The organism is Streptomyces sp. NPDC048002 (assembly GCF_040653275.1).
GTDB lineage: Bacteria > Actinomycetota > Actinomycetes > Streptomycetales > Streptomycetaceae > Streptomyces.
Map to the genome: position 1 here is coordinate 24678 of NZ_JBEZNL010000025.1, position 24616 is coordinate 49293.

Here is a 24616-nt window from a genome sequence, read left to right on the forward strand (position 1 = left end):
GTATTTTCCGCCAGACGGAATATTCCGCAGCGAAACAAACCGATAGGATCGCCCCATGCGCCGTTCGAAAATCGTCTGTACTCTCGGCCCCGCGGTCGACTCCCAAGAACAGCTCGTGTCGCTGATCGAGGCCGGCATGAACGTGGCCCGCTTCAACTTCAGCCACGGCTCCCACGCCGAGCACCAGGGGCGGTACGACCGCGTCCGGGCCGCCTCCGAGGAGACCGGCCGGGCCATCGGTGTGCTCGCCGACCTCCAGGGGCCGAAGATCCGCCTGGAGACCTTCGCCGAGGGCCCGGTGGAGCTGGAGCGCGGTGACGAGTTCGTCATCACCACCGAGGACGTCCCGGGTGACAAGCACATCTGCGGAACGACCTACAAGGGCCTGCCGGGTGACGTCTCGCGCGGCGACCAGATCCTGATCAACGACGGCAACGTCGAGCTGAAGGTCCTGGACGTCGAGGGCCCGCGGGTGAAGACGATCGTCATCGAGGGCGGTGTCGTCTCCGACCACAAGGGCATCAACCTGCCCGGCGCGGCCGTCAACGTGCCGGCGCTGTCCGAGAAGGACGTCGAGGACCTGCGGTTCGCGCTGCGCATGGGCTGCGACATGGTCGCGCTGTCCTTCGTGCGGGACGCCGACGACGTGCAGGACGTGCACAAGGTCATGGACGAGGTCGGCCGCCGCGTCCCGGTCATCGCCAAGGTGGAGAAGCCGCAGGCGGTGCAGAACATGGAGGCCGTCGTCGCGGCGTTCGACGCCGTGATGGTGGCCCGTGGCGACCTGGCCGTCGAGTACCCCCTCGAAAAGGTCCCCATGGTGCAGAAGCGGCTCATCGAGCTGTGCCGCCGCAACGCCAAGCCGGTGATCGTGGCGACCCAGATGATGGAGTCGATGATCACCAACTCCCGCCCGACCCGCGCCGAGGCCTCCGACGTCGCCAACGCCATCCTGGACGGCGCCGACGCGGTCATGCTGTCGGCCGAGTCCAGCGTGGGCGCGTACCCGATCGAGACCGTCAAGACGATGTCGAAGATCGTGCAGGCGGCCGAGCAGGAGCTGCTCTCCAAGGGCCTCCAGCCGCTCGTCCCGGGCAAGAAGCCGCGTACGCAGGGCGGTTCGGTCGCCCGCGCGGCCTGCGAGATCGCCGACTTCCTCGGCGGCAAGGGCCTGATCGCCTTCACCAAGTCCGGTGACACCGCCCGCCGGCTGTGCCGCTACCGCGTCGCCCAGCCGATCCTGGCCTTCACCACCGACGAGGCCACCCGCAACCAGCTCACCCTCAGCTGGGGCGTGGAGTCGCACGTCGTCCCGTTCGTGAACAGCACCGACGAGATGGTCGACCTGGTCGACGGCGAAGTGGTCAAGCTGAACCGCTTCAACGAGGGCGACATCGTCATCATCACCGCCGGTTCGCCCCCCGGCGTCCCCGGCACCACCAACATGGTGCGCGTCCACCACATCGGTGGCGGCGGCATCAACTGACGCTCCCGAGAAGAGTGTTGAACGGCGCTGAGGGCGCCCCCTGGTCCAGGGGGCGCCCTCAGGCCTTGTGCGGCTCCCGAACGGGACTCGGCCGGCGCCTCAGTCGCTGACGAACTGGTGCAGCCCGGGGACGTGCAGCGTGCCGCCGAACTGGCCGGCCTGCACGACCTTCACCTTGGTGAAGTAGATCAGCGGGATGTTCAGCGGCGGAGGGTTCTCCGGGCTGAAGGTCACCGGTATCAGCCCCAGCAGGTTGCCGGAGATGGACTCGGTGTACATCACGGTGTCGCCGTCGCGGATGGTCGAGGTCGAGCCCTCGGCCGCCTGCACGTGGTACGTCTTGCCCGTCAGCGGGTCCTTCACCGTCTGGTGCAGGTCGCCGATGTCGGTGCCGTCGGAGATGACGTACTTCAGGACCTCCTTGGTGGTCCCGTTCGCCGTCCTGACCTTGACGATGCCCTGGTAGTCGGCGCCCTTGAGGAGCAGGGAGCTGGCGTTCAGGTACCACGGGTCGTCCGGCAGCGGGACGGTGTTGTCGAGCCCGCCCTTGTCGTCCGTGGCGACCGGGCAGTCCTCGGGGTCGGTCGTCTCGCTCGCCGACGGGCTGGGGGTGGCGGTGGCCTCCTCGGCCGCCTCCTCCACCTCCTCGGCGGTGTCCTCGGCCGCGTCCGCCGCCGCGTCGGTGGTGTCCTTGGCGGCGTCCTCGACGGTGTCGGTGACCTCGTCGACGGCGTCCTCGGCCGGCTCGGCGGCCTCCTCCTCCGCCGCGCTCGGCGACTCGGAGGCGGACGGGGTGGCCGAGGGCGAGGGTTCGGCGCTCGCCGTGTCGTCCTGGCCGCCGGTGAAGATGCCCTCGATGGCGTCGCCGATGTCCTCCAGCAGGTTGCCCTCCGACTCGGAGGGCGACGGTGAGGGGGACGCGGTGGCGGTGGCGCCGGACTGGGGCTCGGTGGTCCCGGTCCCGGACGCCTCGGGCTCCGCCTCGTCGTCGGAACCTGAATCCGACGAGGAGGAGTCGTCCGGGTCGCCGGCGGTGGCCGACGGGGTGGGGGTCGGCTCCGCCGTGTCCTCCTCGGCGGGGGCCTCGGTGGTGCTCTCGCTCGCGGACGGCGTCGGGGACGCGGACTCGCCCTCCAGGAGGGCCACGCAGTCCTTGTACTCGTCGGCCGTCAGGCTCTTGGCGGCGGGCTGGTCCTCCGCGTTGGCGAGCGTCGGTGTGAAGCCCATCCCCATGAGGACCGCGGTCGGCATCGCCGCCAGGGCTATCGCCTTGCCGGCGGGCATGTGGAATCTGGTGAACAGCGGCTTCTTGGGTGCCGCGTGTCGCGGCCCGGTTCTCGCACGGGACGTATCCACGTCAGTCCCGTGGGTCACCTCGTCAGCCGGCACTGTGCCTCCCGTTCGCCCCGTTGGCCGGGCTCGTTCCTGACAGATCGTTCGGCTCGTCCACCGTGACCGGCTCGTCCGGCAGCGTGCCCTCGGAAGGCTCGTCCGTGACCGCCTGGGGAGCGTCGTCCCGCTTGTCCATGACCAGCGGAGCCGGCTCCGGCTGCTGCGGTGCGCCCGGCGCCCAGGAGACGGCCATCGCGCCGCCGACGAGGGCGAGCAGGAAGCCGATCAGGAAGCCGCCGAGGTTGGACACGGGGATGGACACCAGCGCCAGCAGGATCGCCGCCACACCCGCGAAGGTGCGGACGTGTTTCTGGAACCAGAGGCTGACGCCGAGGACCACGAGCAGCACTCCGATGATCAGCGACCCGGCGCCCGCGGTGGTGGCCATCGCCAGCGTCAGGTGACCGATCTGGAGGTTCGCGTACGGGAAGTAGGCGATGGGGAGTCCGCCGAGCAGGATCAACAGACCGGCCCAGAACGGCCTCTCGCCCCGCCAGGCGCGGAAGTTGCGCCTGAGGACCCGGAGGTAGTGCTCGTCACGGCCGGGTACGGCAGGAGTCTCGGCGCTCATGGAAAACAGCTCCCTGCTGCGGCGTTGCTGTGGTGGTGAGTTGTGGTGCTGGGGTGCGGGCGTCTGAAGGGACGCCCTGAGTTGGTACGGGCGGGGGCGCCACCGGCTCCCCCGCCCGTCAGCGAGTGCTTAGTAGCACTCCTTGACACCCGTCGACAGCGACATCTTCAGACCGCTGAGCTTGAAGGTTCCGGCGGTGGTCGCCCACGCCGTCTGCTTCACGTCCTTCAGCACGACCGAGTCGGCCTGCTGCGCGAACCCGAAGGGGTTGGACTGCTCGCTGCCGCCCTTCATGCCCGGACCCTTGGTGGCGTCCTTGGCGGCCACACCGATGTCGATGCCCTTGAACGTGGCATCGGCCGACAGCTCGGCGACGTCGATGTAGAGGTTCTCGGCCTCGACCGGCTTGTTCGGGTCCTCACCCGCCCGCAGGATCAGGCTGACACTCCCGAGGATCGGGATGTCGGGGGTGACGACGGACTGGCACAGGCTGTTGATGGTCGCGGACTTGAAGGCCGAGACCGCGACGGGGTGAACCGTCTTCTTGCCGCTCATCGTGTAGCCCTCGTCAAGGGCGCCGTACTGAGCGAAGCCCTTGCCGTCGAGCTGCTTCGTCGTCACCTTGAACGACTGGCCCGACACACTGAACGACGCGGCCAGAGCGCCCTGCGCGAGGGCGACACCTATCGCAGCCGTGGCAGCCACGCTGGGCACCATGACGACGGCGAACCGCTTCCATCTGGTCCCGCCACGCACCTGGGACTCCATATTTCCTCCTTCTCGGACGTACATCTCCTGACCCTGACTGCCCCTGTCGAACTCGACGGCTCAGCCGGGCAGGGATTGGGAGAAGTGCTACGTCCTCGGTAAGGAGAGCGCCCGTTTCGACAGCGCGGAACCGCGCCCGAACAACCGGCGATCACCCCCGAGCGACAACCACTGGTCGCGCCTGACACGCATCACGCACAACCTTGCTGGACAGGCTTCGCCGGATGGGCGAAGACCCCCCTGTCCAAGAGCGGGCGCCACTGCCGCCCGCTCTGCTCGGTGGGGACCCTGGGTTCCCTCGACCCCGACCGGCTGTCGGGTAGTTCGGGAATGGACCGAGCGTCGCCGATCGTGGTGCATTCTCGCCGCCCGCACAAGGGGGTTCGTTACTCGCTAGTAACGGCCGGATAACCGAACCACGACCCGGTGGTCTCGGACCGGCACGCAGGGTGGCTTCGGGCGGGCTGACATATACCGATTCGCCGGACAGAAACCGACAGAACAACGGCCTGGACTTACTGGAAGTAACAGCGGCCGCGATTGCCAAGATTTGGCAAAGCGCGGCCGCTTCGGTGCCCTGTGGGCCGTTCTTTCACTCGGGCAACACACGCCCTGGCGTTTAGCGACTGGTCAGAACGGGGCTCCCGCCCCGCTCAGAACAGGGCGCGCGCCAGCGCCCGGCGCGCCGTCGCCACCCTCGGGTCGTCGGCCCCGACGACCTCGAACAGCTCGACCAGCCGCAGCCGTACGGCCTCGCGGTCGTCGCCCGCGGTGCGCTGCACCGTCTCGATGAGCCGCCCGAAGGCGTCCTCCACATGACCGCCCACCAGGTCCAGGTCGGCCGCGGCGATCTGGGCGGCCGCGTCCCCGGGCCGCTCGGCGGCGTCCTTGCGCACCTGCTGGGGGTCGGCGCCCTGCACCCGCTCCAGCAACTCGGCCTGTGCCAGACCCAGTTTGGCCTCGGTGTTGCCGGGGTCCTCGCTCAGCACGCTCCGGTACGCCTGGACCGCGCCCCCCAGGTCGCCCGCGTCCAGGGCGCGCACGGCGGCCTCCAGCAGGGCGTCGTGGGGGCCCGCCGGAACGGCGTCCTCGGCCAGGTCACCGGCCGCGCCGGGCCCGGCGTCGGGGTCGACGTCCAGTCCGGTGAGCCCGAACCGCTGCTCGGCCACGGTCACCAACTGGTCCAGGGTCTGGCGGATCTGCGCCTCCCCGGCGGCGCCCTGGAAGAGCGGGAGGGCCTGGCCGGCGACGACCGCGAAGACCGCCGGGATGCCCTGCACGCCGAACTGCTGCATCAGCATCTGGTTGGCGTCGACGTCGATCTTGGCGAGGACGAAGCGGCCGTTGTACTCGACGGCGAGCCGCTCCAGGACCGGGCTCAGCTGCTTGCAGGGCTGGCACCACTCGGCCCAGAAGTCGATGACGACGGGCACCTCGGTGGAGCGCTGGAGTACGTCGAGCTCGAACCCGGCCTCGTCTACGTCGATGACGAGGTCGGCGGGCGAGACGGCCCCTCCCCCGCCCTGCCGCGCGGCGTCGGCACGCGCCTGCTCCGCCTTTGCCTTGGCCTCCTGGGCCGCCTTCACCGCGGCGAGGTCGACGACTCCGCTCATGGACATGTTCCGTGGCTGCATGCGTCTATCCTCCCCCGTTCTCGCGCGCGAGTGAAAAGCGATGAGAAAGCCGGTCGAGCTTCTCTGTTGTTCGCGTGATGTAGGCGCCGGGTCCCCACCCCACGCCAGTGGTTTCGCTACGAGTCGTAGCGTAATGGCACCGCGTGCCTCCGGGACAGCCCGCCTCCGTGATCTCCCTCACGCGCCGGTGCCCGGGAGCGGTGGCTATGGTCGGGGGATGCAGAGCAGCACTCCCGCCCCACGTGCCACAGGGCGCCCCCGCAGCGCGGCGGCGGACGCCGCGATCCTCGCGGCGACGCGGGAGGCGCTGGTGGAGCTGGGCTGGTCGAAGCTGACCCTGTCGGACGTGGCGACCCGGGCCGGGGTCGCGAAGACGACGCTGTACCGCCGCTGGGCCGGCAAGAACGAACTCGTGGTGGACGCGGTCGCCGAGCTCTTCGACGAACTGGAGCTGCCCGACCGCGGCACGCTGGGTGCCGACATCGAGGGCGTGGTGCTCCAGTTCGCGGCCATCCTGGCCCGCCCGGAGGCGAAGAGCGGTCTGATGGCGGTGGTGGCGGAGTCGACCCGGGACGAGGCGCTGCGCGAGCGCATCCGGGCCTCCATCGTCGACCGGCAGAAGCGCCTGGTGCTGGAGGGCCGGTCGCGGGCGCAGGCCCGTGGCGAACTGCCGCCGGAGACGGACGCGTCGGAGGCGGCCCGCACGGTGGATCTCATCTTCGACGTGGTCGCGGGCGCGGTGGTGCACCGCTGTCTGGTGAGCGCGGAGCCGGCGGACGCGGAGTGGGTGCGCGGCTTCACCCGGGTGCTGGTGGCGGGGCTCGCGGCGACAGCGGGGTGAGGCCGCTGCCGCCGCGAGGTCCCGTGGCGGGGGGTCAGAACCCGGCGGGCTCCGTGTAGACGCCCCACTCGTCGCGCAGCACTCCGCAGATCTCGCCGAGGGTCGCCTCGGCGCGTACGGCGTCCAGCATCGGTCCGATCATGTTGGAGCCGTCGCGGGCGGCGGCGAGCATCGCGTCCAGCGCGGCACGGACCGCGGCGTCGTCCCGGACCGACTTGCGCCCGCCCAGCTCCCGGACCTGATCCCGCTCCACCTCGTGGCTGACCCGGAGGATCTCCAGGTCGCCGGTGACCGAGCCGGTGTGGACGTTGACGCCGACCACCCGCTTCTCGCCCTTCTCCAGGGACTGCTGGTAGCGGAAGGCGGACTCGGCGATCTCGCCGGTGAACCAGCCGTCCTCGATGCCGCGCAGGATGCCGGAGGTGATCGGGCCGATGGGGTGGCGGCCGTCGGGGTGGGCCCGCAGCCCCCGCTCCTTGATCCGGTCGAAGATCTTCTCGGCGTCCGCCTCGATGCGGTCGGTGAGCTGCTCGACGTACCAGGAACCGCCCAGCGGGTCGGCGACGTTGGCGACGCCGGTCTCCTCCATGAGCACCTGCTGGGTGCGCAGGGCGATCTCGGCGGCCTGCTCGGAGGGCAGGGCGAGGGTCTCGTCCAGCGCGTTGGTGTGCAGCGAGTTGGTGCCGCCGAGCACCGCGGCGAGCGCCTCGACGGCCGTGCGCACGACGTTGTTGTACGGCTGCTGGGCCGTGAGCGAGACGCCCGCGGTCTGGGTGTGGAAGCGCAGCCACTGCGCCTTGTCCGACCGCGCGCCGTAGACGTCCCGCATCCAGCGGGCCCAGATCCGGCGCGCGGCGCGGAACTTGGCGATCTCCTCGAAGAAGTCGACGTGGGCGTCGAAGAAGAAGGACAGTCCGGGGGCGAAGACGTCCACGTCCAGGCCGCGGGAGAGGCCCAGTTCGACGTAGCCGAAGCCGTCCGCCAGCGTGTACGCCAGCTCCTGCGCGGCCGTCGCACCGGCCTCGCGGATGTGGTAGCCGGAGACCGAGAGCGGCTTGTAGGCGGGGATGCCCGCCGCGCAGTACTCCATGAGGTCGCCGATCAGGCGCAGGTGCGGCTCGGGCTGGAAGAGCCACTCCTTCTGGGCGATGTACTCCTTGAAGATGTCCGTCTGGAGGGTGCCGTTGAGGACGGACGGGTCCACGCCCTGGCGCTCGGCCGCCACGAGGTACATGCAGAAGACGGGGACGGCGGGTCCGCTGATCGTCATCGACGTGGTGACGTCGCCCAGCGGGATGTCCTTGAAGAGGACCTCCATGTCCGCCGCCGAGTCGATGGCCACCCCGCAGTGCCCGACCTCGCCGAGCGAGCGCGGGTCGTCGGAGTCGCGGCCCATGAGGGTCGGCATGTCGAAGGCGACCGACAGGCCCCCGCCGCCGTTGGCGAGGATCATCTTGTAGCGCTCGTTGGTCTGCTCGGCGTTGCCGAACCCGGCGAACTGCCGGATCGTCCAGGTGCGCCCGCGGTAACCGGTCGGGTGGAGCCCGCGGGTGTAGGGGTACTCCCCGGGCCAGCCGATGCGCTCGAAGCCGTCATAGGTGTCCCCGGGACGGGGGCCGTACATGGGTTCGACCGGGTCCCCGGAGAGCGTGGTGAAGTCAGCGTCGCGCTTGCGTGCGGCGTCGTACCGGGCCTGCCAGCGTCGGCGGCCCTCCTCGATGGCGTCAGCGTCCATGCCTTCCAAAGTACTAGGACGTCCTAGTAAATGTCGACGGCTGACGGCGGCGGGTCGTGGCGCTCCAGGGATCCTCGAGCGAGCACCGCCGGACGCGTCGCCGCGTCCGGCGGTGGGTTCCGCTACGCCTTGGCGACGGCCGGCGCGTCCTCGGCGACCTGCCCGTCCAGTTCCTTGCTGATCTTCCGCTCCACGAAGAACGCGGCGGTCGGCACGGTCCCGGCCAGGAGCACCCACAGCTGCTTGGCCACCGGCCACTTCGCCTTGGAGCCCAGGTCGAAGGCGAAGACGAGGTAGACGACGTAGAGCCAGCCGTGCGCGATCGACACCACCCGGGTCGCGTCCGCGGCGCCGTCCAGGTCCAGCACGTACTTGCCGGTCATGCAGAAGCACAGCAGCACCAGCAGCACACCGGTGACGTAGGCCATGACGCGGTAGCGGGTCAGCACGCTCTTTTTCATGCGGTCGAGCGTAACGGCACGTTCCGGTCGATCTCTCCCCGGGTCACTGCTCGTCGAAGTCGTGCGCCGCGACCCGCAGCGGGCGCAGCATCGCGAAGATCTCCGCGCATTCCTCGGCGTCGTACACACCGAGCCCGAAGTCCATCGCCATCAGGTCTCGGGTGGCCGCCTCGACCACCTCGCGTCCCTTGACGGTGATGGAGGCGAGGGTGCCGCGCCCGTCGTTGGGGTTGGGGCGCTTGTCGACCAGACCCGACCTGACCAGCCGGTCCACCGTGTTGGTGACCGAGGTGGGGTGCACCATGAGCCGCTCGCCGATCTTGGACATCGGCAGTTCCCCGGCCTTGGAGAAGTTGAGCAGCACCAGCGCCTCGTAGCGCGCGAAGGTCAGGCCGTAGGGCTTGACCACCGAGTCGACCTCGCCGAGCAGGATCTGCTGGGCGCGCATGATCGAGGTGATCGCGGCCATGGACGGCACGTTTCCCCAGCGCTGCTTCCAGAGTTCGTCGGCGCGGGCGATGGGATCGAAGGGAAGACTGAGCGGCTTCGGCACGGCACCAGACCCTACCGGCCGGTCATATGGCGGTCATCACCGTCTCGCCCATCGGTCCCCGCGCGGTCCGCCGGACCTCCAGGGCGAGCAGGAGACAGCACACCGCGCCCACCGCGCCGAGCGTGCCGACCACGGTCGCGACCGGCCAGAACTCGGCGGCGGCCCCCGCCAGCGCCATGCCGACGCCCTGGATCGTCATGATGCCCGCGGTGTGCACGGTCATCGCCCGGCCGCGCAGCGCGTCGGGCACCGCGTCCACGAACCAGCGGTCCAGACCCAGGGTGTACGCGCTCGCCAGCCCGGTGACCAGCAGGGCGGCCAGGATCCAGCCGAGGCCCGGGGCGAGGGGGTAGACGAGCAGCGGCAGCAGGGCGCAGGTCACCAGCGGGAGCACGATCCGCGAGCGTGCCACCGGCGAGAGGGCGGACCCGGCGTACACCTCGCCGACGATGGTGCCGACCGGCATCGCGGCCATCAGCAGGCCGACCCCGCCGCTGCCGAGGCCGATCTCGTCGGCGTAGGCGGCGGCCAGCGCCTCGGGAGCGACCATGAACATCGGCGGCACCCACAGGAGCAGCAGCAGCGCGCGGATCCTGCGGTCGCGCAGCACCTCGCGGGCGCCGGCCAGGGAGTACCGCACGAGCGAGCCGGACCCGGGGCGGGCGGGCCGGCGGCGGGTGCCGAGGCGCAGCAGCAGCGCCGAGGCGAAGAAGGTGCCGACGGTGACGACGAGGGCGCCGCGCGGGGACACCACCGTGAGCAGCAGGCCGCCGAGTCCGAAGCCGACCAGCAGCGCGCTCTGCGAGACGATCCGCAGCAGGGAGCGCCCGAGCACCAGCAGGTCGCCGTCGCCGAGGATCTCGGCGAGCGTGGCCGTCCGGGTGCCGCTGAACACCGGGGCGACCACGGCGATCACACAGCGCAGGGCGAGCAGCGCGGCCACCGGGGTGCCGGGCGCCGCCATCAGGGCCGCGCAGCCCGCGCAGACCAGGTCGCACAGGACGAGCACCCGCCGGACCGGGTAGCGGTCGGCGATCCCGGACAGCAGGGTCCCGCCGATCAGGTAGGGCAGGAAGCCCATCGCGAAGGTCAGCGCGCTGAGCAGCGGGGAGCCGGTGAGCCCGTACACCAGCACGGTGAGCGCGATCTCGCCGACGACGGTGCCCAGCAGGGAGAGGGTGTGGGCGGCGAAGACGGCGCGGAACTCCCGTACGGCGAAGACGCGGCGGTAGCCGGTGGGCTCCGCGGGGGTGCCCGGTGCGGGCGGGCTCAGCTGTTCGGACATGGCGGCAGCGTGCACGGGGGTCCGCCGACCGCCGTAGAGTTTCGGCTCCAGCCGAATGTTCCGACCCGGGAGGAGGGCCGTGCCGTCCCAGCTGCGCTTCGGCGACGACGACCTGCTGCGGTGCCGGTTCGCGGTGTCGCCGCTGTGGGAGACCCAGGAGGCGGTCCGCACCCTGCGCCGGCCGGACCGGCTGGGCTACCACCCGCACTGGCTGCGCCGGATCCAGGGGGCGGCCGGCGCGCTGGACCTCGCCCCGCTCTGGCTGCTGATGCCCCGCCGCGGGCACAGCCCGGACTTCCTCGGCCCGCCCCCGATCGGCCCCGTCGCCGACTTCGAGCAGGAGATCGCCGCGGTCCGCGCGGCCGACCCGGCCGCGGCGCGCGAGGACATGGCCCGGTCGCTGCGCGACACCCCGGGCGCCCTCGACTCGCCGGAGGGCCGGGCCCTGCTCGACGACCCCGCCCGCGCGGTGCGCGAGCTGGCCGCGCTGCTCCGGGCCGCCTGGCACGCCCTGGTCGAACCGGACTGGCCCCGGCTGCGCGCCCTGCTGGAGGCGGACGTCGCCTTCCACTCCCGGCGGCTGGCCGAGGTGGGCCTGGGCGCGCTGCTGCCCGAACTGGACCGGCGGCTCACCTTCAGCGGCCGCACCCTGACCATGGCGGTCGCCGGTGACCACGAGCGCGAGCTGGGCGGGCAGGGTCTGGTCCTGATGCCGAGCGTCTTCTCCTGGCCGGACGTGATCAGCGGCTTCGAACCGCCCTGGCAGCCGACCGTGGTCTACCCGGCCCGGGGCATCGGCGGCCTGTGGACACGGCCGCGCGAGGACGCCTCACGGGCTCTCGTACGACTGCTCGGCCGCGGGCGCGCATCCGTGCTCGCCGCGCTGGACGAGCCCGCGACGACCTCCGCACTCGCCCTTCGCCTGGGCCTCGCGCCCTCGTCGGTGTCGGCGCACCTGACGACCCTGCGGGACACCGGGCTGCTCGTCTCCCGGCGCTACGGCCACCAGGTGCTGTACGAGCGGACCCCGTTGGGTATCGCGCTGGCCTCGGGGGGCTGAGCCATGTCTATTCCAGGACGGAAAGCCCGCCCATGGAACGATTGCTGACCTGTTGTCACCTTCGTCCCAGGGAGCGCCATGCCCCGGATGATCCACACCCTCACCTCGCTCACCGTCCTCGCGCTCGCGGCGGGCTGCGCGGCCGCGCCCGACGTCGACGAGGCCTCCGTCGCGGGGGCCGCCTCCCGCCGGGCGAGCCCCGCGCCCGGCTCCCCCTTCTGGGTCGATCCGGACAGTCCCGCCGTGCGCCAGGCCGAGGCGTGGCAGCGGGAGGGCCGGACCGAGGACGCCCGTGCGCTGCGCCGGATCGCCGACCGGCCGGCGGCGCTCTGGCCGGCCGGGGAGACCGACCCGGCGCCCCGGGTCCGCGAGGCGACCGCGGCGGCGGCGGCCGCCGGACGTACGGCGGTCTTCGTGGCCTACGACATCCCGCACCGGGACTGCGGCCAGCACTCGGCGGGCGGGGCCGCCGACGCGGACGCCTACCGGGCGTGGACCGACCGGTTCGCCGAGGCGCTCGGCGCGAGCAGGGCGGTCGTGGTGCTGGAGCCGGACGCGGTCGCGCACATCGTGGACGGCTGCACCCCGGCCGAGTACCACGCCGAACGGGAGCGGCTGCTGGGCGAGGCGATCCGCCGGTTCAAGCGGCAGCCGAACACCAAGGTGTACCTGGACGCGGGCAACCCGTCCTGGATCAAGGAGCCGCTCCGGCTGGTCGAGCCGCTCAGACGGGCCGGCGTCGACGACGCCGACGGCTTCGCGCTCAACGTCTCCAACTTCCAGACCGACGCGGTCACCCGGGAGTACGGACTGACGCTGTCGCGGGCGCTCGGCGGCACGCACTTCGTCGTCGACAGCAGCCGCAACGGCAACGGCCCGCTGCCCGGCGTCTGGTGCAACCCGCCGGGCCGGGCCCTGGGCACCCCGCCCACCACGGACACCGGCGAGCCCCACCTGGACGCCTACCTGTGGGTGAAGCGGCCCGGCGAGTCCGACGGCACCTGCGACGGCGGCCCGTCGGCGGGCAGCTGGTGGCCGGAGTACGCGCTGGCGCTGGCCCGGAACTCCGGCTCCTGAGCGCTTACTCGACGTGGATCCACTTGGCCGTGGACGGGGTGCCCTCGGCGTCGGTCACGAAGAGCATGTACCAGCCGGGCGGCACCAGCGAGGAGTCCTTCGGCACCGTGACGGTGACGGCGCCGGCGCTGCGGTCCAGGCCGAGTTCGACGGACCGCTGTTCGACGTCGGTGGTGTGCGTGACCGCGCTCGGGCGCATCAGGCGCGCCTTGACGATCCGTTCGGGACGGTCGGTGGTGAAGGTCGCCCGGTGGTCGGCGTCCAGCTGCCACGGGCCGTCCTTCAGCACCGGCCGGTCGGCGCCGTTCCTGTGCAGGGCGGGCGGGGTGAAGATCTCCATGCGCTGCTCGAAGTGGCCGAGCTTGGTGTTCTGCCGGTCGTCGAAGAGCGGGTCGGAGCCGAAGGTGGCGACCCGTCCGTCCGGCAGCAGCAGCGCCTCGGAGTGGTAGTTGCGGCCGACCCTGGGCGCCGCGGCCTCCCGGAAGACGTTGTCCTTCGGGACGTAGAACTGCGCCTTGAGGATGTTGCTGGCGCTGCGGCCCCGGTAGTCCCCGGAGCCGTTCGCGGTGAAGACGGTGTCGTCCGGCATGATCACGCTGTTCAGGTACCGGGTGCCCTGGGGCAGGTCGGGGCCGTCCTCGAAGGCCGGGTTGTCCTTCTTCAGGTCGACCACGGCGGTGCGCGGGGTGGACTTCTTCGACTCGCCGACGCCTCCGCCGCCGAGGATCATCACCTTCTGGTCCTGGGCCGGGGGCAGCAGCAGCGAGGCCGCGGTCTCGGTCTCGTCGGGGTCGCGCAGCCCCGGTACCTTCTCGAAGGTGTTGGTCCTCAGGTCCCACAGGCCGGGCTCGCGGCCCATGGTGTCGGGGCCGTAGCCGGCGTTGGCCGCCGGGTAGAAGAGCTTGCCGCCCGCGGTGAGGAACAGGGCCGGGTAGGTGGGGAAGTAGCGCTTGGGGCCCGGACTCCACTTCTTGGTCCTCGGGTCGTAGATCTCGTTGTCCCCGGGGTCGATCACCCCGACGTCGTCCAGGCCGGAGACGGCGAGGACCCGTCCGTCGTCCAGACCGACCAGGGTGGGGTACCAGCGGGCCTTGTCCATGGGGTCGACGGGGATGTACACCTCGGCGAGGGGGTCGAACTCGTAGGCGGCGCGGATGCCCTGGAAGTCCTGCTTGTCGAGGGTGATCTTCTCCGAGAGGCCGTAGGTGTTGTCCGCGTCCTTGCCGGTCAGGCTGACGATCTCGTACTGCGCCTGCCGGTCGGTGACGGACTTCGGGCCCTTCTTCACGGCCTCGACGAAGACCCGGGCCTCCCCGGCGGTGACCTTGGTGTCCCAGGGCTGCATGACCCCGGCGGTGTCGTAGGTGATGTCGAAGGAGCGCTTGGCCTTCGGCACGGTGACGTCGAAGCGGGTGACGTACTCGACGCCGGCCGGTGAGCGGAAGCGGGTGCCCTTCTTCAGGGTGACCGCCCGGTCGGGGTTCTCGTTCTTGACCCGCATGCCGCCGCCGGCCCGTTCCACCTCGCCGTCGAGGAGTTCGTAGCGGGCGGTGCCGCCGGCCACCAGCAGCCGCCCGTCCGGGAGTTGGGCGTGTCCGGAGCAGAAGAAGTCGTCCGGGGTGGGGATCTTCTTGAAGGTGTTGGCCTCCGGGTCCCACAGGACGGTGTCGAAGGAACCCCGGTCGAACTTCTTCTGCTCGTTGCCCGAGCCGGCCACGATCAGCACCTTGCCGGTGTGCAGCAGCGCGGCGTGGATGGCGTTGGTGCGGAACTCCTCGGGGATGTCGACGTGGCTCCAGGAGCCGTACCGGGCCTTGTAGCCGGGCTGGGCGATCTTGTACTCGTGGTACTTCTCGCCCGCGAAGTCCAGCACGGCCGGGGCGTTGAGGCTCGCCAGGAGCGCGATGCCGCCGATCCCGAGGACGGTCTTCCTGGTCTTCTGCGAGAGCTGGGGTGCCATGGCCTAGCTGCCTCCTGTCGGAGTGCCGGAGACGGGTGCGGTGGCGCCCCCGGCGGTGAGGGCCCCCTCGGTCCCGGGCCGGGCGGCGGGCAGCGGGGTCAGCCGCTCTCGGCGCCGGCGGAGCGCCGTCCAGGTCCACACCGCGACCGGCGCCAGGGAGATCACCAGGGCGAGCACGGCCCAGGTGCGCATGGCGGCGTGGGTGTGGCCGAGGAACACCGAGGCGACGAGGGAGCCGGCGAGCAGCACCGCCCAGCCCAGATGGATCCGGAAGGTGAGCAGCCGGTCGGGGCTGGCGCCGCCGCCCTTGGGGGTGACGACGAACCGGTCGGGACGGCGGATCAGGGCCGCGCCGAGGGACTTGAGGTAGATCGGCGCGGAGAGCGCGGACATCGCCATGCCCGCGAGCCCGCCGGAGCCCCGGGGTTCGTGCGGCGAGACGTTGTGCCGCCGGTTCCACAGGTAGAGGCCGATCTGGAGGGCGGCCGCGTCGCTGTACAGCATCAGCCACACCGAGGCGCTGACCTGGGTGCCGGAGGCCCCGAACCAGAGGAAGAGGAAGCAGCTGAGGATGCCCAGCAGCCAGTTGACGGCCGTCATCGGGTAGTAGACGAGCATCAGCGTGTACGAGAACAGGCGGCCGGGCGGCATGCTGAACGGCGCCTTCCAGTACTGCTTGAGCAGGGTCTCGTAGGTCCCCCGCGACCAGCGGGTCTGCTGGGTGAAGAAGTCGGTCCAGGAGGCCGGGCCCTCACCGACGGCGAGGACGTCCGGGGTGTAGACGGACCGCCAGTGCCGTCCGGTCGCGGGGTTGCGGCGGCGGTGCATCTCGAAGCCGGTGGCCATGTCCTCGGTGACGGAGTCGTAGAGGCCGCCGATCTGCTGGACGGCACGGATCCGCACGACGTTGTTGGTGCCGACGAACATGGGGGCGCGGTAGCGGTTGCCGGCGCGCTGGATGAGCGCGTGGAAGAGGAACTGCTGCGACTCGGCGGCCTTGGTGACGGGGTTGTGGTAGTTGCCGTAGACCTGCGGTCCGACGACGAAGGCGACGTCCGGGTCGCGGAAGTACCCCATCATCCGCTCCAGGAACTGCGGGTGCGGGACGTGGTCGGTGTCGACGGAGGCGAAGAACTCGTAGGCGCCGCCGTGCAGGGCGATCCAGGCGTTGTAGTTGCCGTGCTTGGTGCGGGCCTTGTGGACGCCCTTGGGCCGGTTCCACTCGGGGACGCCGTGCCGGGTGAAGTGGTGGACGCCGAGTTCCGCGCACAGGGCCTTGGCCTCGTCGTCGTCGCCCTCGTCCAGGAGCCAGACGTCGAGGGGGCCGCGGTGGGTGACCCGCGTGGCGCCCTCCAGGGTGGCCCGGACCATGGCGAGGGGTTCCTTGCCGGGGACGTAGGTGGTGAGGAAGGCGACGCGGGTGCCGGGCTCGGGGACCACCGGGACGGGGTCGCGGGCGACGAGGGTGGCGTGGGCGACGGAGACGACGTTGACCACCATGAACAGTCCGATGAGCGCGATGGCTATCAGCATCGTGGTGTCGAGGGCGACCAGCCGGCGGGCGGCGCCCTCGCGCTCCACCCAGTGGGTGGGCCAGACGAGGTAGACGAGCAGGGCGCCGGTGAGCAGGGGCGCCAGGGTCATCAGCAGGACGGCCCGTATTCGGCGGGGCTCGCGGGTCAGGAGCGAGGTGTAGCGCACCCGGTACGGAGAGCCGGACGGCTCCGTGAGCGGTCCGGCCAGCCTGCTGTGGGTCTCGTAGTCATAGCCCTCCGGCCGCACAGCACCCTCCAGTGATCGAGGATTATCCGACGGTCACACCGATACCCATACAAAAAGGGAGATGTGAGGGCGTGTCGAGCCGGGGGCGTCCAGGCGGGTGCCGGGCCGAGGGCCCCCGGGGCGGCCCGGCGGCGCGGGACGCGCGGAACGTGGGAGGTCAGCGCCGGGTGCGCCGCAGGTGGTGCCGGATCGCCCGCTGGGCCATCGGTCCGAGGTCGTCGAGTGCGGCGACCAGACGGCCGAGTTGCTCCAGCGCGTCCAGGGCGGCGGCCGCCCCGGGCGCGTCCGCGCCCTCGTACAGCTCGATGCCGACGAAGGAGGCGGCCACCGCCCGCGCGAGGCCGGCGGGGTCGACGAACTCGCCGAACGGGGTCTCGGGCAGCACCCTCCTGAGGACCTGTTCGATCTCGGCGATCCAGAGGTCGAGGCCGGCGGCGGTGGCGCGGCCCAGGCTCTCGTGGGTCTGGGCGCCCGCCAGGAGCTGGCCGAGGCGGGAGACATGACCGGCGGCCCGTTCCTCCTCGTGGATCTCCCGGCCGAGGGCGAGGAGTCCGGAGAGCGAGGTGACACCGGCGAACCGGTCCCGGTAGCGGGCGACCTGCCGCTCGGCGCCGTGCCGGCAGGCGGCGGCGAGCAGGTCGTTCAGCGATCCGAAGTGGTAGAAGACCAGTGCCTGGTTGACCCCGGCGGCGGCCGCGACGGAGCGCGCGGAGGTCTTGGCGATGCCCTGCTCGGTGAGCGTGCGCAGCGCGCCGTCGAGGAGCTTCGCCCTGGTCTCCCGGGACTTGGCGGTCTCCGGGCTCACGCGCGCGCCTCCTCGCGCACCGGCCGCAGCCCCGGGCGCACCCCGCACCCGCGGACGTCGGTGTACGTGGCCCGGAAGGAGCCCTCGTAACCGAACAGGGGACCGAACCGGCGGTTGACCACCCGGACCCGGATGCGGAAGCGGTCCGTGGCGTCGTCGTAGGACTCGCGCACCTCGGCGGTGGCGCCGATCAGTTCGGGCACCCGGACGTCCACCGGACCCTCCCGGAAGCGGTGCTCGCCGGAGCGGATCAGCAGCGAGCCGTCGGGCTCGGCCCGAAAGTGCAGGTCGGTGGCGAGGTGCTGGTGGGTGCCGAGGTAGTCGAGGACGCGGTCGCCGCCGGGGCCGAGCACCATCTGGGCGTCGAAGCGGCGGGGGCGGCCGGGCAGGTCGAAGGTGCGCACGAAGCTCACCGTCTCACGCCCGAAGGTGTCGGCGTACGGCACGTTCTCGATCACGAAGGGCACCTGGCGGCCCTGGCTGGGGACCAGGATGTTGCGGGTGGCGCCGAGGGCCAGGAACGGCTTCACGAACGCCCCGCCGTGCCAGATCCGGTCCATGACGCCCCGTCCGGTGCAGGCCTCGCCGCCGGCCAGGCCGACCGAGAAGCGGCGCTGGAGCCGGGGGTGCAGCCGGGCGAAGTCGGCGCCCATGGCGGTACGGAAGATCGAGGTCATCGCGGGTTCTCCAGGGTGCGCAGGAGCCGGGGCGCGCGCACCCGGGTCGGTGGCCGGCGCAGACAGCGGCGGGCGGCCGGGGTACAGGCCAGGGGCTCCTTGAAGAGCGCCACGCAGATGGCGACGGCGAGGAGGAGGGGGCACAGGTAAGCCGCGGACGCGGCGAACGGCCCGAGCAGCAGGAGCACGGACTCGACGCCGAGGCCCGTGCAGCAGACAACGAGCACCAGGGCGCGCACGGCCAGTTCCGCCAGCCAGTTCACCAGCGCCCGCTCCGGGCTGATCCCGCGCTCCAGCCACAGCCGCAGCCGGTCGAAGGACCAGGCCGTCGCCCAGCCCATGAGCGGGCGCAGGACCAGCCGGTCGGCGAGCGCGCCCGCCGCGCCCCAGCGAGGGCGGTAGTCGTAGCCGGTGAGGAAGCGGACTCCGTCGCCGTCCGGGATGTAGCGCCAGTAGCCGCTGCCCTCGGCGAGCGGGGAGAGGGGGTGCGGGGAGGCGAAGCGCAGGGCGGAGGTGCGGGTGCCGTCGGGGCGCTCCTTCTCGCCCGCCGAGACCCCGGTGCCGGCGAGGGTGAGGAAGGGCAGGACGCGGGTGGCGTAGCGGAAGCGCTGCGGTTCGCCCTCCGCGCGCGGGAGGTGAGCGATCTCGGTGAAGCGGAGGTCCCAGCGCTGGTGCGCGGAGGGCTCCTGACTGCGGGACCAGACGGTGTCGAGATCGGCCCGGATATGGGCCTCGATGTACAGATCGGTGCGACCCATGCGATTCCCCCAGGTCAGCCAGCATTTTGAGCGAATGCTCAAAACTCTCGGAGCTGAAGCTACACCTTTTTGAGCGACCGCTCAAACAGTGGGTACGAAAAAACCCCGGCCCGCGTGGGCCGGGGTTCGCGCGCTGTCGGCGCCGGTCTACTCGGCGGCCAGGTACCGCTCGACCGTCTCCACCTTGGAGGTGAGTCCGTCGGTGACCCCGGGCCGGATGTCGGCCTTGAGGACCAGGGAGACCCGCGGCGCGCGTGCCTCCACGGCGGCGACGGCCCGCTTGACCACGTCCATGACCTGGTCCCAGTCCTCGCCCTCGATCGAGGTGAACATCGCGTCGGTGCGGTGCGGCAGCCCGGACTCGCGGACCACGCGGACGGCGTCGGCGACGTACTCCCCCACGTCCTCGCCGACCCCGAGCGGGGTCACGGAAAAGGCGACGATCACGCCTTCACCGCCCCCTCCTGGCGGGCGCGGGACGCGATGACCGCGTCCTCGGCCTCGCGCTTGAGCCTGCGCTCGGCGAAGAAGCCGCCGGCGGGCAGGACGGAGAGGACGAAGTAGAGAGCGGCGGTGCCCAGCGGCCACTTGGCCCGGTTCCAGGCGTCCGCCCAGAAGATCACGTAGAGGACGAAGAGGATGCCGTGGATCGCGCCCATCACGGGGACCGCGTTGAAGTCCGTGGTCCGCTTCAGCACCGAGCAGACCAGCAGGAGCAGGAAGGAGACCGCCTCGGGCGAGGAGACGAGGCGGAGGCGGCGGAGGGCGGTGGCGGTCTTGATGTCCACGGGTCACCTTCGGTGGGAGAGTCGTCGGAGTTTGTGAACGCGAGCACAAACGTTCGCCCATTGTGGCAAACGGGCGGGGGTGGTCCGCTCCGGGGTCCCCCGGGGCGGGCCTCGGGGAACGTTCAGGGTCGTTCTCCACCCACGGGCCCTGTCGGCGGCGGCCCGGCGGGGCTACCTTCGCTGCGTGGCGATGTTCCGACTTCAGGGCAGCAAGGTGCTCGCCGTCGAGATGACCGGGGACGCCGTGAAGGCGAAGAACGGCTCGATGGTCGCGTACGACGGACAGATGGCGTTCAAGAAACTGAGCGGCGGCGGTGAGGGCATCCGGGGCATGGTGACCCGGCGCATCACCGGCGAACAGATGACGGTGATGGAGGTGAAGGGGCACGGGACCTGCTGGTTCGCGGACCGGGCGTCCGAGATCAACCTCGTCGGCCTCCAGGGGGACAAGCTCTACGTGGAGTCGAGCAATCTGCTCGCCACCGACGGCGGCCTGAGGACCGGCACCTCGTTCACCGGCCTGCGCGGGGCCTCCCAGGGCAACGGCCTGTTCACCACCACCGTGGAGGGGCACGGCCAGGCGGCGATCACCTCGGACGGTCCGGCGGTGGTGCTCCGGGTCAGCGCGCAGTACCCGCTGACCGTCGACCCCGGGGCGTACATCGCCCATCAGGGCGACCTGCGGCAGTCCTTCCAGTCCGGTGTGACCTTCCGCACGCTGATGGGCGAGGGCGGCGGCGAGGCCTTCCAGATCCGGTTCGAGGGCGACGGCCTGGTCTACGTGCAGCCGAGCGAGCGCAACACGATCGCGGGGGACGTCTGACATGGCCTTGCGTGAGATCAACTCCAAGATGGTCGAGGCGACCGTGCTGCCCGGGCAGCGGCTGTTCAGCCAGCGGGGGGCGATGCTCGCCTACCGCGGCGACGTGTCCTTCACCCCCAACACCAGCGGTGGCCAGGGCGGCCTGATGTCCATGATCGGGCGCCGGGTCGCGGGCGAGGCGACCCCGCTGATGACGGTGGAGGGCAGCGGCACCGTGTTCTTCGGGCACGGCGGCCACCACGTCCAGGTCATCGGCCTCACGGGCGACACCCTCTACGTCGAGGCGGACCGTCTGCTGGCCTTCGAGGGCACCCTGGAGCAGGGCACGATGTTCCTGGGCTCGCAGGGCGGCGTGATGGGCATGGTCCGCGGCCAGGTGACCGGCCAGGGCCTGTTCACCACCACCCTGCGCGGCCACGGCGCGGTCGCGGTCATGGCGCACGGCGGCGTCCTGGAGATCCCCATCAGCCCGCAGCGCCCGGTCCATGTCGACCCGCAGGCGTACGTGGCCCACCACGGGGACGTGCGCAACAAGCTGTCGACCGCGCTGGGCTGGCGGGACATGGTGGGCCGGGGCTCCGGCGAGGCCTTCCAACTGGAGCTGAGCGGCAACGGCGTGGTGTACGTCCAGGCCTCGGAGGAGAAGCTGTGAGCACCTACCCGGGTGCGGGGCCGGTCGTCCACGACCCGATGACCCTGCCGTCCGACGACAACGTCAACGCCTACACCTTCTGCGTGGAGCTGAAGGGAACCCAGTGGTTCCTGCAGAAGGGCAAGATGATCGCCTACTACGGCTCGATCGACTTCAACGGCATCGGACACGGCCGGCTCGACCGGCTCGTCCGCACGTCCTTCCATTCGCCTCTGCACGCGAGCGACTGGGTCGTGGCCGAGGGCTCGGGCAAGATGCTCCTCGCCGACCGGGCCTTCGACGTCAATTCCTTCGACCTCGACGACGGCAACCTGACCATTCGCTCAGGCAACCTGCTCGCTTTTCAGCCAACTCTCTCGCTGAAGCAGTCGATCGTGCCGGGATTTCTGACCCTGATCGGAACCGGCAAGTTCGTGGCCGCGTCCAACGGGCCGGTGGTGTTCATGGAACCGCCGATCCGGGTGGATCCGCAGGCGCTGGTCGGCTGGGCCGACTGTCCCTCTCCGTGCCACCACTACGACTACGGCTACATGACCGGCCTGATGGGCGGTCTACGTGCGATGACGGGGCTCGGAGGGGCCTCCGGGGAGGAGCACCAGTTCGAGTTCGTGGGAGCCGGCACGGTGCTCCTGCAGTCCTCCGAGGCGCTCATGGCCGAGCAGGCGACGGGCACCGTCCCGCACCAGGCGGGAGTACCCGGACACGGTGCCCCCACAGGTGGCTCACAGCAAGCCGGCGCACCGCGCCTTCCCGGACAGCTGGGGGACCTCCAGCGTCGCTTCGGGCTGTGAGCGGTAGTCTGCGGAGTGTGACGGTTCGAACGCGTGCGCACTGTCACACCGCCCTCGCTAGTTCGCATTTCAACATTTTAGGTAGACTTCATTCATGGAGACCGAGACGGCCACGCGCTGGCTGACCGATGCGGAGCAGTGCGCCTGGCGCACCCACCTGGAGGTCAACAGGCTGTTGACGTACCAGCTCGAACGGGACCTCCAGCCGTTCGGCCTGACGATGAACGACTACGAGATCCTGGTGAACCTCTCCGAGTCGGAGGACGTACGGATGCGGATGAGCGACCTCGCCTCCGCCACCCTCCAGTCCAAGAGCCGGCTCTCCCACCAGATCACCCGCATGGAGAACGCGGACCTGGTCCGGCGCGAGAACTGCGAGTCCGACCGCCGGGGGCTCTACGCCGTCCTCACCGAGCACGGCATGGAGACCATGAAGAAGGTCTCGCCGCACCACGTCGCGTCCGTGCGCCGGCACTTCATCGACCTGCTGACGCCCGAGGCGCTGGTGGAGCTGGACAAGGGACTCAAGCCGATCGCGGAGCACCTGCGCGGCCAGCGCGGGCGTCCGTGACCCGCTGATCACACCGTCGGAAGGCGGAGTTCGAAGAGGGCTCCGCCGTCCGGCGCCTCCCGCACCGTGAGCGTGCCGCCGTGCCGCTCCGCGACATCACGGGCGATGGCCAGGCCCAGTCCGGCACCGCCGTCGTCCCTGCTGCGGGCCTCGTCCAGCCGTACGAACCGCTCGAAGATCCGCTCCCGGTCCGCCTCCGGCACGCCGTCGCCGTCGTCGGCGACCTCGGCCACCACGCGGTCGCCGTCCCGCCGGACGGTCAGGGTGATCGCGGTCCGGGCGTGCCGCTCCGCGTTGTTCAGCAGGTTGGCGAGCACCCGCCCCACCTGGCTCCGGGATCCGGTCACCTGCGCCGGCCCGTCCGTCACCACCGTCACCGCGGCCCGTCCCGCGCCCTCCTCCGCGGCCAGCGCGGCCAGGTCCAGCAGGGTTCCGGTGGGGCGCTCCCCCGCGTCGAGCCGGGCGAGCAGCAGCAGATCGGCGGCGAGGTGCTGCAGCCGCACGGTGTCCGCGACGGCCCCGTCCAGGTCCAGGAACTCCGGGTGCGCGGAGGCCACTTCGAGCTGGGTGCGCAGGGAAGCGATCGGGCTGCGCAGTTCGTGCGAGGCGTCGGCGACGAACCGGCGCTGGCGTTCCACGGACGCCTGGAGGGCGCACAAGGTCTCGTTCGTGGTCCGGGCCAGCCGGGCGATCTCGTCGTGGGTCCCCGGCTCCGGGACCCGCCGGGACAGGTCCTCCGAGGCGGTGATCTCCGCCATCTCGCGCCGGATGCCCTCCACCGGGCGCAGGGCGCGCCGGGTGACCAGCCAGGTGACCGCGCCGACTACCCCGAGCAGCAGCGGGAAGCCGGTGAGCATGCCGGTGGTCGCCGTGCTCACGGCGCTCTGCTCGGCGTCCAGGGAGCCGCCCGCGTGGACGGTGAGCAGGCCCCGGTCGCCGGTGTCGACCTCGACCGCGGCGAAGCGGTAGTCCTCGGTGGTGCCGTCGACGGTCGCGGAGCCGTCGGTGAAGTCGGTGTCGGACGCGATCTCGCCGGGTTCGAGGGCGGTGTCGTCGTCATCGTCGTCGCCGGTGCCGCGGCTCTCGGCCGGCGCCCTCGGGGTGACCTCCGCCGTGCCGGTGCCGGTGATCCGTTCCAGGTCGGGACTGGCCGCGACCAGGGTGCCGTCGGCGTCCACGACCTGGACCGGGGTGTCCTCGTCGTCGAGGTCGAGCGCCTCGTAGGTCTGTCCGGCCGCGAGCTGCGCGGCGATGTTCCGGGCCGCGCGCTCGGCCTTGGTCCCGGCCTGGTCCACCAGGTTGGAGCGGAGCGAGAGCAGCACCGCGGCACCGGCCGCGACCAGGGCCACCGCGACGACGAGGGTGGCGCCGAGGGTGGCCCTGGCCCGCACCGAGCCGAAGAGGCGGCTCATCGCTCCGCCTCCAGCCGGTAGCCGGCGCCCCGGACGGTGCCGATGACTCCGGGGCGGAGCTTGCGGCGCAGGGCGCTGATGTAGACCTCGACGATGTTCGGGTCGCCGTCGTAGGCGAAGTCCCAGACGTGCTCCAGGATCCGCGCCTTGGAGACCACCTCGCCGGGGCGCGTGGCGAGCTGCTCCAGCACGGCGAACTCCTTCGCGGTGAGGGTGACCTCGGCGTCGGCGAGGTGGACGCGGCGGGCGGCGGTGTCGAGCCGCAGGTCGCCGTGGACCAGCACGGGCGAGGCGCCGGGGCCGCGGCGCCTCAGCAGCGCCTTGAGCCGGGCGAGCAGTACGACGTAGGAGAACGGCTTGGTGAGGTAGTCGTCCGCGCCGGTGTCCAGCCCCTCGGCCTCGTCGTACTCGCCGTCCTTGGCGGTGAGCATCAGGATGGGCGTGTCGTCGCCGGCGGCGCGCAGGGCGGCGCAGACCCGGTAGCCGTTGAGGCCGGGCAGCATGATGTCGAGGATCAGCAGGTCGTAGGTGCCCTCCGTGGCGCGGTGCAGGCCCTCGCGTCCGTCGTGGACGACGTCCACGGCGTATCCCTCGGCGGTGAGGCCCTTGGCGAGGGACAGGGCGAGGCGCTTTTCGTCCTCCACGATCAACAGGCGCATGGGTACAGCCTGGCAAAGCGAAGCTGAAGAGTTCTTCAGGGTCCTTCAGCTTCCCCTCAGCGTCGCTCCGGCAGC

Annotated in this window: 25 protein-coding genes; 8 read left to right on the forward strand and 17 right to left on the reverse strand. The window is 71.3% G+C overall.

The annotated features are described in order from the left end of the window. The first annotated feature begins 55 nt into the window (after positions 1-55). Positions 56-1486, forward strand: a complete 1431-nt coding sequence (gene pyk, locus AB0E07_RS26505) for a pyruvate kinase (RefSeq protein ID WP_362257084.1) — start codon at positions 56-58, stop codon at positions 1484-1486. A 99-nt stretch (positions 1487-1585) separates the two neighbouring features. Here the strand turns inward: pyk and AB0E07_RS26510 are convergent, their stop codons facing one another. The 4 genes from AB0E07_RS26510 to AB0E07_RS26525 all read right to left on the reverse strand — a co-directional run bounded on the left by AB0E07_RS26510 (position 1586) and on the right by AB0E07_RS26525 (position 5851). Then, positions 1586-2875: a hypothetical protein gene (locus tag AB0E07_RS26510; RefSeq protein ID WP_362257087.1), complete on the reverse strand. Its 1290-nt coding sequence runs from the start codon at positions 2873-2875 to the stop codon at positions 1586-1588. Further along, positions 2865-3449: a DUF6114 domain-containing protein gene (locus AB0E07_RS26515; RefSeq protein ID WP_362257091.1), complete on the reverse strand. Its 585-nt coding sequence runs from the start codon at positions 3447-3449 to the stop codon at positions 2865-2867. The genes AB0E07_RS26510 and AB0E07_RS26515 overlap by 11 nt, the downstream gene beginning before the upstream one ends. A 129-nt stretch (positions 3450-3578) precedes the next feature. Beyond that, positions 3579-4217, reverse strand: coding sequence for a DUF6230 family protein (locus AB0E07_RS26520; RefSeq protein WP_362257094.1), 639 nt, complete (start codon positions 4215-4217; stop codon positions 3579-3581). A 653-nt stretch (positions 4218-4870) separates the two neighbouring features. Then, positions 4871-5851: a tetratricopeptide repeat protein gene (locus tag AB0E07_RS26525; RefSeq protein WP_362257097.1), complete on the reverse strand. Its 981-nt coding sequence runs from the start codon at positions 5849-5851 to the stop codon at positions 4871-4873. A 217-nt stretch (positions 5852-6068) separates the two neighbouring features. Here AB0E07_RS26525 and AB0E07_RS26530 point away from each other — a divergent pair, with 217 nt between their 5' ends. Further along, a complete protein-coding gene (locus AB0E07_RS26530) occupies positions 6069-6692 on the forward strand; it encodes a TetR/AcrR family transcriptional regulator (protein ID WP_362257100.1) in 624 nt (207 codons plus the stop codon). A 34-nt stretch (positions 6693-6726) separates the two neighbouring features. Here the strand turns inward: AB0E07_RS26530 and AB0E07_RS26535 are convergent, their stop codons facing one another. The 4 genes from AB0E07_RS26535 to AB0E07_RS26550 form a co-directional block, all read right to left on the reverse strand. Beyond that, a complete protein-coding gene (locus AB0E07_RS26535) occupies positions 6727-8427 on the reverse strand; it encodes a methylmalonyl-CoA mutase family protein (RefSeq protein WP_362257103.1) in 1701 nt (566 codons plus the stop codon). A gap of 122 nt (positions 8428-8549) precedes the next feature. After that, complete coding sequence (locus AB0E07_RS26540) at positions 8550-8888, reverse strand: DUF3817 domain-containing protein (RefSeq protein WP_362257106.1); 339 nt, start codon at positions 8886-8888, stop codon at positions 8550-8552. A 43-nt stretch (positions 8889-8931) separates the two neighbouring features. Then, a complete protein-coding gene (locus AB0E07_RS26545) occupies positions 8932-9441 on the reverse strand; it encodes a MarR family transcriptional regulator (RefSeq protein ID WP_362257109.1) in 510 nt (169 codons plus the stop codon). A 22-nt stretch (positions 9442-9463) separates the two neighbouring features. Beyond that, positions 9464-10726 carry an MFS transporter gene (locus AB0E07_RS26550; RefSeq protein ID WP_362257112.1) on the reverse strand — a complete coding sequence of 421 codons (1263 nt, stop codon included), beginning with the start codon at positions 10724-10726 and terminating at the stop codon, positions 9464-9466. Positions 10727-10805: 79 nt separating this feature from the next. Here AB0E07_RS26550 and AB0E07_RS26555 point away from each other — a divergent pair, with 79 nt between their 5' ends. Further along, positions 10806-11786 carry a DUF5937 family protein gene (locus AB0E07_RS26555; protein ID WP_362257115.1) on the forward strand — a complete coding sequence of 327 codons (981 nt, stop codon included), beginning with the start codon at positions 10806-10808 and terminating at the stop codon, positions 11784-11786. Between the two features lie 78 nt (positions 11787-11864). Then, entirely contained in the window at positions 11865-12863 is a 999-nt protein-coding gene (locus AB0E07_RS26560; RefSeq protein ID WP_362257117.1) for a glycoside hydrolase family 6 protein, read from the forward strand. 4 nt (positions 12864-12867) lie between these two features. Here AB0E07_RS26560 and AB0E07_RS26565 read toward each other — a convergent pair whose 3' ends face one another. The 7 genes from AB0E07_RS26565 to AB0E07_RS26595 form a co-directional block, all read right to left on the reverse strand. After that, the gene (locus AB0E07_RS26565) at positions 12868-14823 is read right to left on the reverse strand and encodes a kelch motif-containing protein (protein WP_362257120.1); all 1956 of its coding nucleotides are present in this window, start codon (positions 14821-14823) and stop codon (positions 12868-12870) included. Between the two features lie 3 nt (positions 14824-14826). Beyond that, complete coding sequence (locus tag AB0E07_RS26570) at positions 14827-16605, reverse strand: cellulose synthase catalytic subunit (RefSeq protein ID WP_362257123.1); 1779 nt, start codon at positions 16603-16605, stop codon at positions 14827-14829. Positions 16606-16762: 157 nt separating this feature from the next. Continuing rightward, positions 16763-17410 carry a TetR/AcrR family transcriptional regulator gene (locus AB0E07_RS26575; protein ID WP_362257126.1) on the reverse strand — a complete coding sequence of 216 codons (648 nt, stop codon included), beginning with the start codon at positions 17408-17410 and terminating at the stop codon, positions 16763-16765. Continuing rightward, positions 17407-18087 (reverse strand): DUF4166 domain-containing protein, encoded by a 681-nt coding sequence (locus AB0E07_RS26580; protein WP_362257129.1) that lies wholly within the window; start codon positions 18085-18087, stop codon positions 17407-17409. Before AB0E07_RS26580 ends, AB0E07_RS26575 begins: the two co-directional genes overlap by 4 nt. Next, positions 18084-18845 carry a hypothetical protein gene (locus AB0E07_RS26585; RefSeq protein ID WP_362257131.1) on the reverse strand — a complete coding sequence of 254 codons (762 nt, stop codon included), beginning with the start codon at positions 18843-18845 and terminating at the stop codon, positions 18084-18086. Before AB0E07_RS26585 ends, AB0E07_RS26580 begins: the two co-directional genes overlap by 4 nt. 147 nt (positions 18846-18992) lie before the next feature. After that, positions 18993-19292: an MTH1187 family thiamine-binding protein gene (locus AB0E07_RS26590; protein WP_362257134.1), complete on the reverse strand. Its 300-nt coding sequence runs from the start codon at positions 19290-19292 to the stop codon at positions 18993-18995. Further along, on the reverse strand, positions 19289-19633 hold the full coding sequence (locus tag AB0E07_RS26595; protein ID WP_362257137.1) for a DUF3817 domain-containing protein: 345 nt from the start codon (positions 19631-19633) through the stop codon (positions 19289-19291). The genes AB0E07_RS26590 and AB0E07_RS26595 overlap by 4 nt, the downstream gene beginning before the upstream one ends. A gap of 190 nt (positions 19634-19823) precedes the next feature. Here AB0E07_RS26595 and AB0E07_RS26600 point away from each other — a divergent pair, with 190 nt between their 5' ends. The 4 genes from AB0E07_RS26600 to AB0E07_RS26615 all read left to right on the forward strand — a co-directional run bounded on the left by AB0E07_RS26600 (position 19824) and on the right by AB0E07_RS26615 (position 22470). Further along, a complete protein-coding gene (locus AB0E07_RS26600; RefSeq protein WP_186284987.1) occupies positions 19824-20456 on the forward strand; it encodes an AIM24 family protein in 633 nt (210 codons plus the stop codon). Between the two features lies 1 nt (position 20457). Beyond that, positions 20458-21108 carry an AIM24 family protein gene (locus AB0E07_RS26605; protein WP_362257140.1) on the forward strand — a complete coding sequence of 217 codons (651 nt, stop codon included), beginning with the start codon at positions 20458-20460 and terminating at the stop codon, positions 21106-21108. After that, a complete protein-coding gene (locus AB0E07_RS26610; protein WP_362257143.1) occupies positions 21105-21899 on the forward strand; it encodes an AIM24 family protein in 795 nt (264 codons plus the stop codon). The genes AB0E07_RS26605 and AB0E07_RS26610 overlap by 4 nt, the downstream gene beginning before the upstream one ends. A gap of 94 nt (positions 21900-21993) precedes the next feature. Beyond that, positions 21994-22470 carry a MarR family transcriptional regulator gene (locus tag AB0E07_RS26615; RefSeq protein WP_362257146.1) on the forward strand — a complete coding sequence of 159 codons (477 nt, stop codon included), beginning with the start codon at positions 21994-21996 and terminating at the stop codon, positions 22468-22470. A gap of 8 nt (positions 22471-22478) precedes the next feature. Here the strand turns inward: AB0E07_RS26615 and AB0E07_RS26620 are convergent, their stop codons facing one another. Together AB0E07_RS26620 and AB0E07_RS26625 are read right to left on the reverse strand one after the other, a co-directional pair. Next, the gene (locus AB0E07_RS26620; protein WP_362257149.1) at positions 22479-23882 is read right to left on the reverse strand and encodes a HAMP domain-containing sensor histidine kinase; all 1404 of its coding nucleotides are present in this window, start codon (positions 23880-23882) and stop codon (positions 22479-22481) included. Further along, positions 23879-24541, reverse strand: coding sequence for a response regulator transcription factor (locus AB0E07_RS26625; RefSeq protein WP_362257152.1), 663 nt, complete (start codon positions 24539-24541; stop codon positions 23879-23881). Before AB0E07_RS26625 ends, AB0E07_RS26620 begins: the two co-directional genes overlap by 4 nt. Between the last annotated feature and the right edge of the window lie 75 nt (positions 24542-24616).

Bases quoted from the DNA above. Each gene is read 5' to 3' on its own strand.
- AB0E07_RS26535 (WP_362257103.1), bottom strand. From the start codon at position 8,427: ATGGACGCTGACGCCATCGAGGAGGGCCGCCGACGCTGGCAGGCCCGG.
- AB0E07_RS26600 (WP_186284987.1), top strand. From the start codon at position 19,824: ATGTTCCGACTTCAGGGCAGCAAGGTGCTCGCCGTCGAGATGACCGGG.
- AB0E07_RS26560 (WP_362257117.1), top strand. From the start codon at position 11,865: ATGCCCCGGATGATCCACACCCTCACCTCGCTCACCGTCCTCGCGCTC.
- AB0E07_RS26605 (WP_362257140.1), top strand. From the start codon at position 20,458: ATGGCCTTGCGTGAGATCAACTCCAAGATGGTCGAGGCGACCGTGCTG.
- AB0E07_RS26585 (WP_362257131.1), bottom strand. From the start codon at position 18,845: ATGGGTCGCACCGATCTGTACATCGAGGCCCATATCCGGGCCGATCTC.
- AB0E07_RS26580 (WP_362257129.1), bottom strand. From the start codon at position 18,087: ATGACCTCGATCTTCCGTACCGCCATGGGCGCCGACTTCGCCCGGCTG.
- pyk (WP_362257084.1), top strand. From the start codon at position 56: ATGCGCCGTTCGAAAATCGTCTGTACTCTCGGCCCCGCGGTCGACTCC.
- AB0E07_RS26540 (WP_362257106.1), bottom strand. From the start codon at position 8,888: ATGAAAAAGAGCGTGCTGACCCGCTACCGCGTCATGGCCTACGTCACC.
- AB0E07_RS26530 (WP_362257100.1), top strand. From the start codon at position 6,069: ATGCAGAGCAGCACTCCCGCCCCACGTGCCACAGGGCGCCCCCGCAGC.
- AB0E07_RS26550 (WP_362257112.1), bottom strand. From the start codon at position 10,726: ATGTCCGAACAGCTGAGCCCGCCCGCACCGGGCACCCCCGCGGAGCCC.
- AB0E07_RS26525 (WP_362257097.1), bottom strand. From the start codon at position 5,851: ATGCAGCCACGGAACATGTCCATGAGCGGAGTCGTCGACCTCGCCGCG.
- AB0E07_RS26565 (WP_362257120.1), bottom strand. From the start codon at position 14,823: ATGGCACCCCAGCTCTCGCAGAAGACCAGGAAGACCGTCCTCGGGATC.
- AB0E07_RS26615 (WP_362257146.1), top strand. From the start codon at position 21,994: ATGGAGACCGAGACGGCCACGCGCTGGCTGACCGATGCGGAGCAGTGC.
- AB0E07_RS26520 (WP_362257094.1), bottom strand. From the start codon at position 4,217: ATGGAGTCCCAGGTGCGTGGCGGGACCAGATGGAAGCGGTTCGCCGTC.
- AB0E07_RS26625 (WP_362257152.1), bottom strand. From the start codon at position 24,541: ATGCGCCTGTTGATCGTGGAGGACGAAAAGCGCCTCGCCCTGTCCCTC.
- AB0E07_RS26515 (WP_362257091.1), bottom strand. From the start codon at position 3,449: ATGAGCGCCGAGACTCCTGCCGTACCCGGCCGTGACGAGCACTACCTC.
- AB0E07_RS26620 (WP_362257149.1), bottom strand. From the start codon at position 23,882: ATGAGCCGCCTCTTCGGCTCGGTGCGGGCCAGGGCCACCCTCGGCGCC.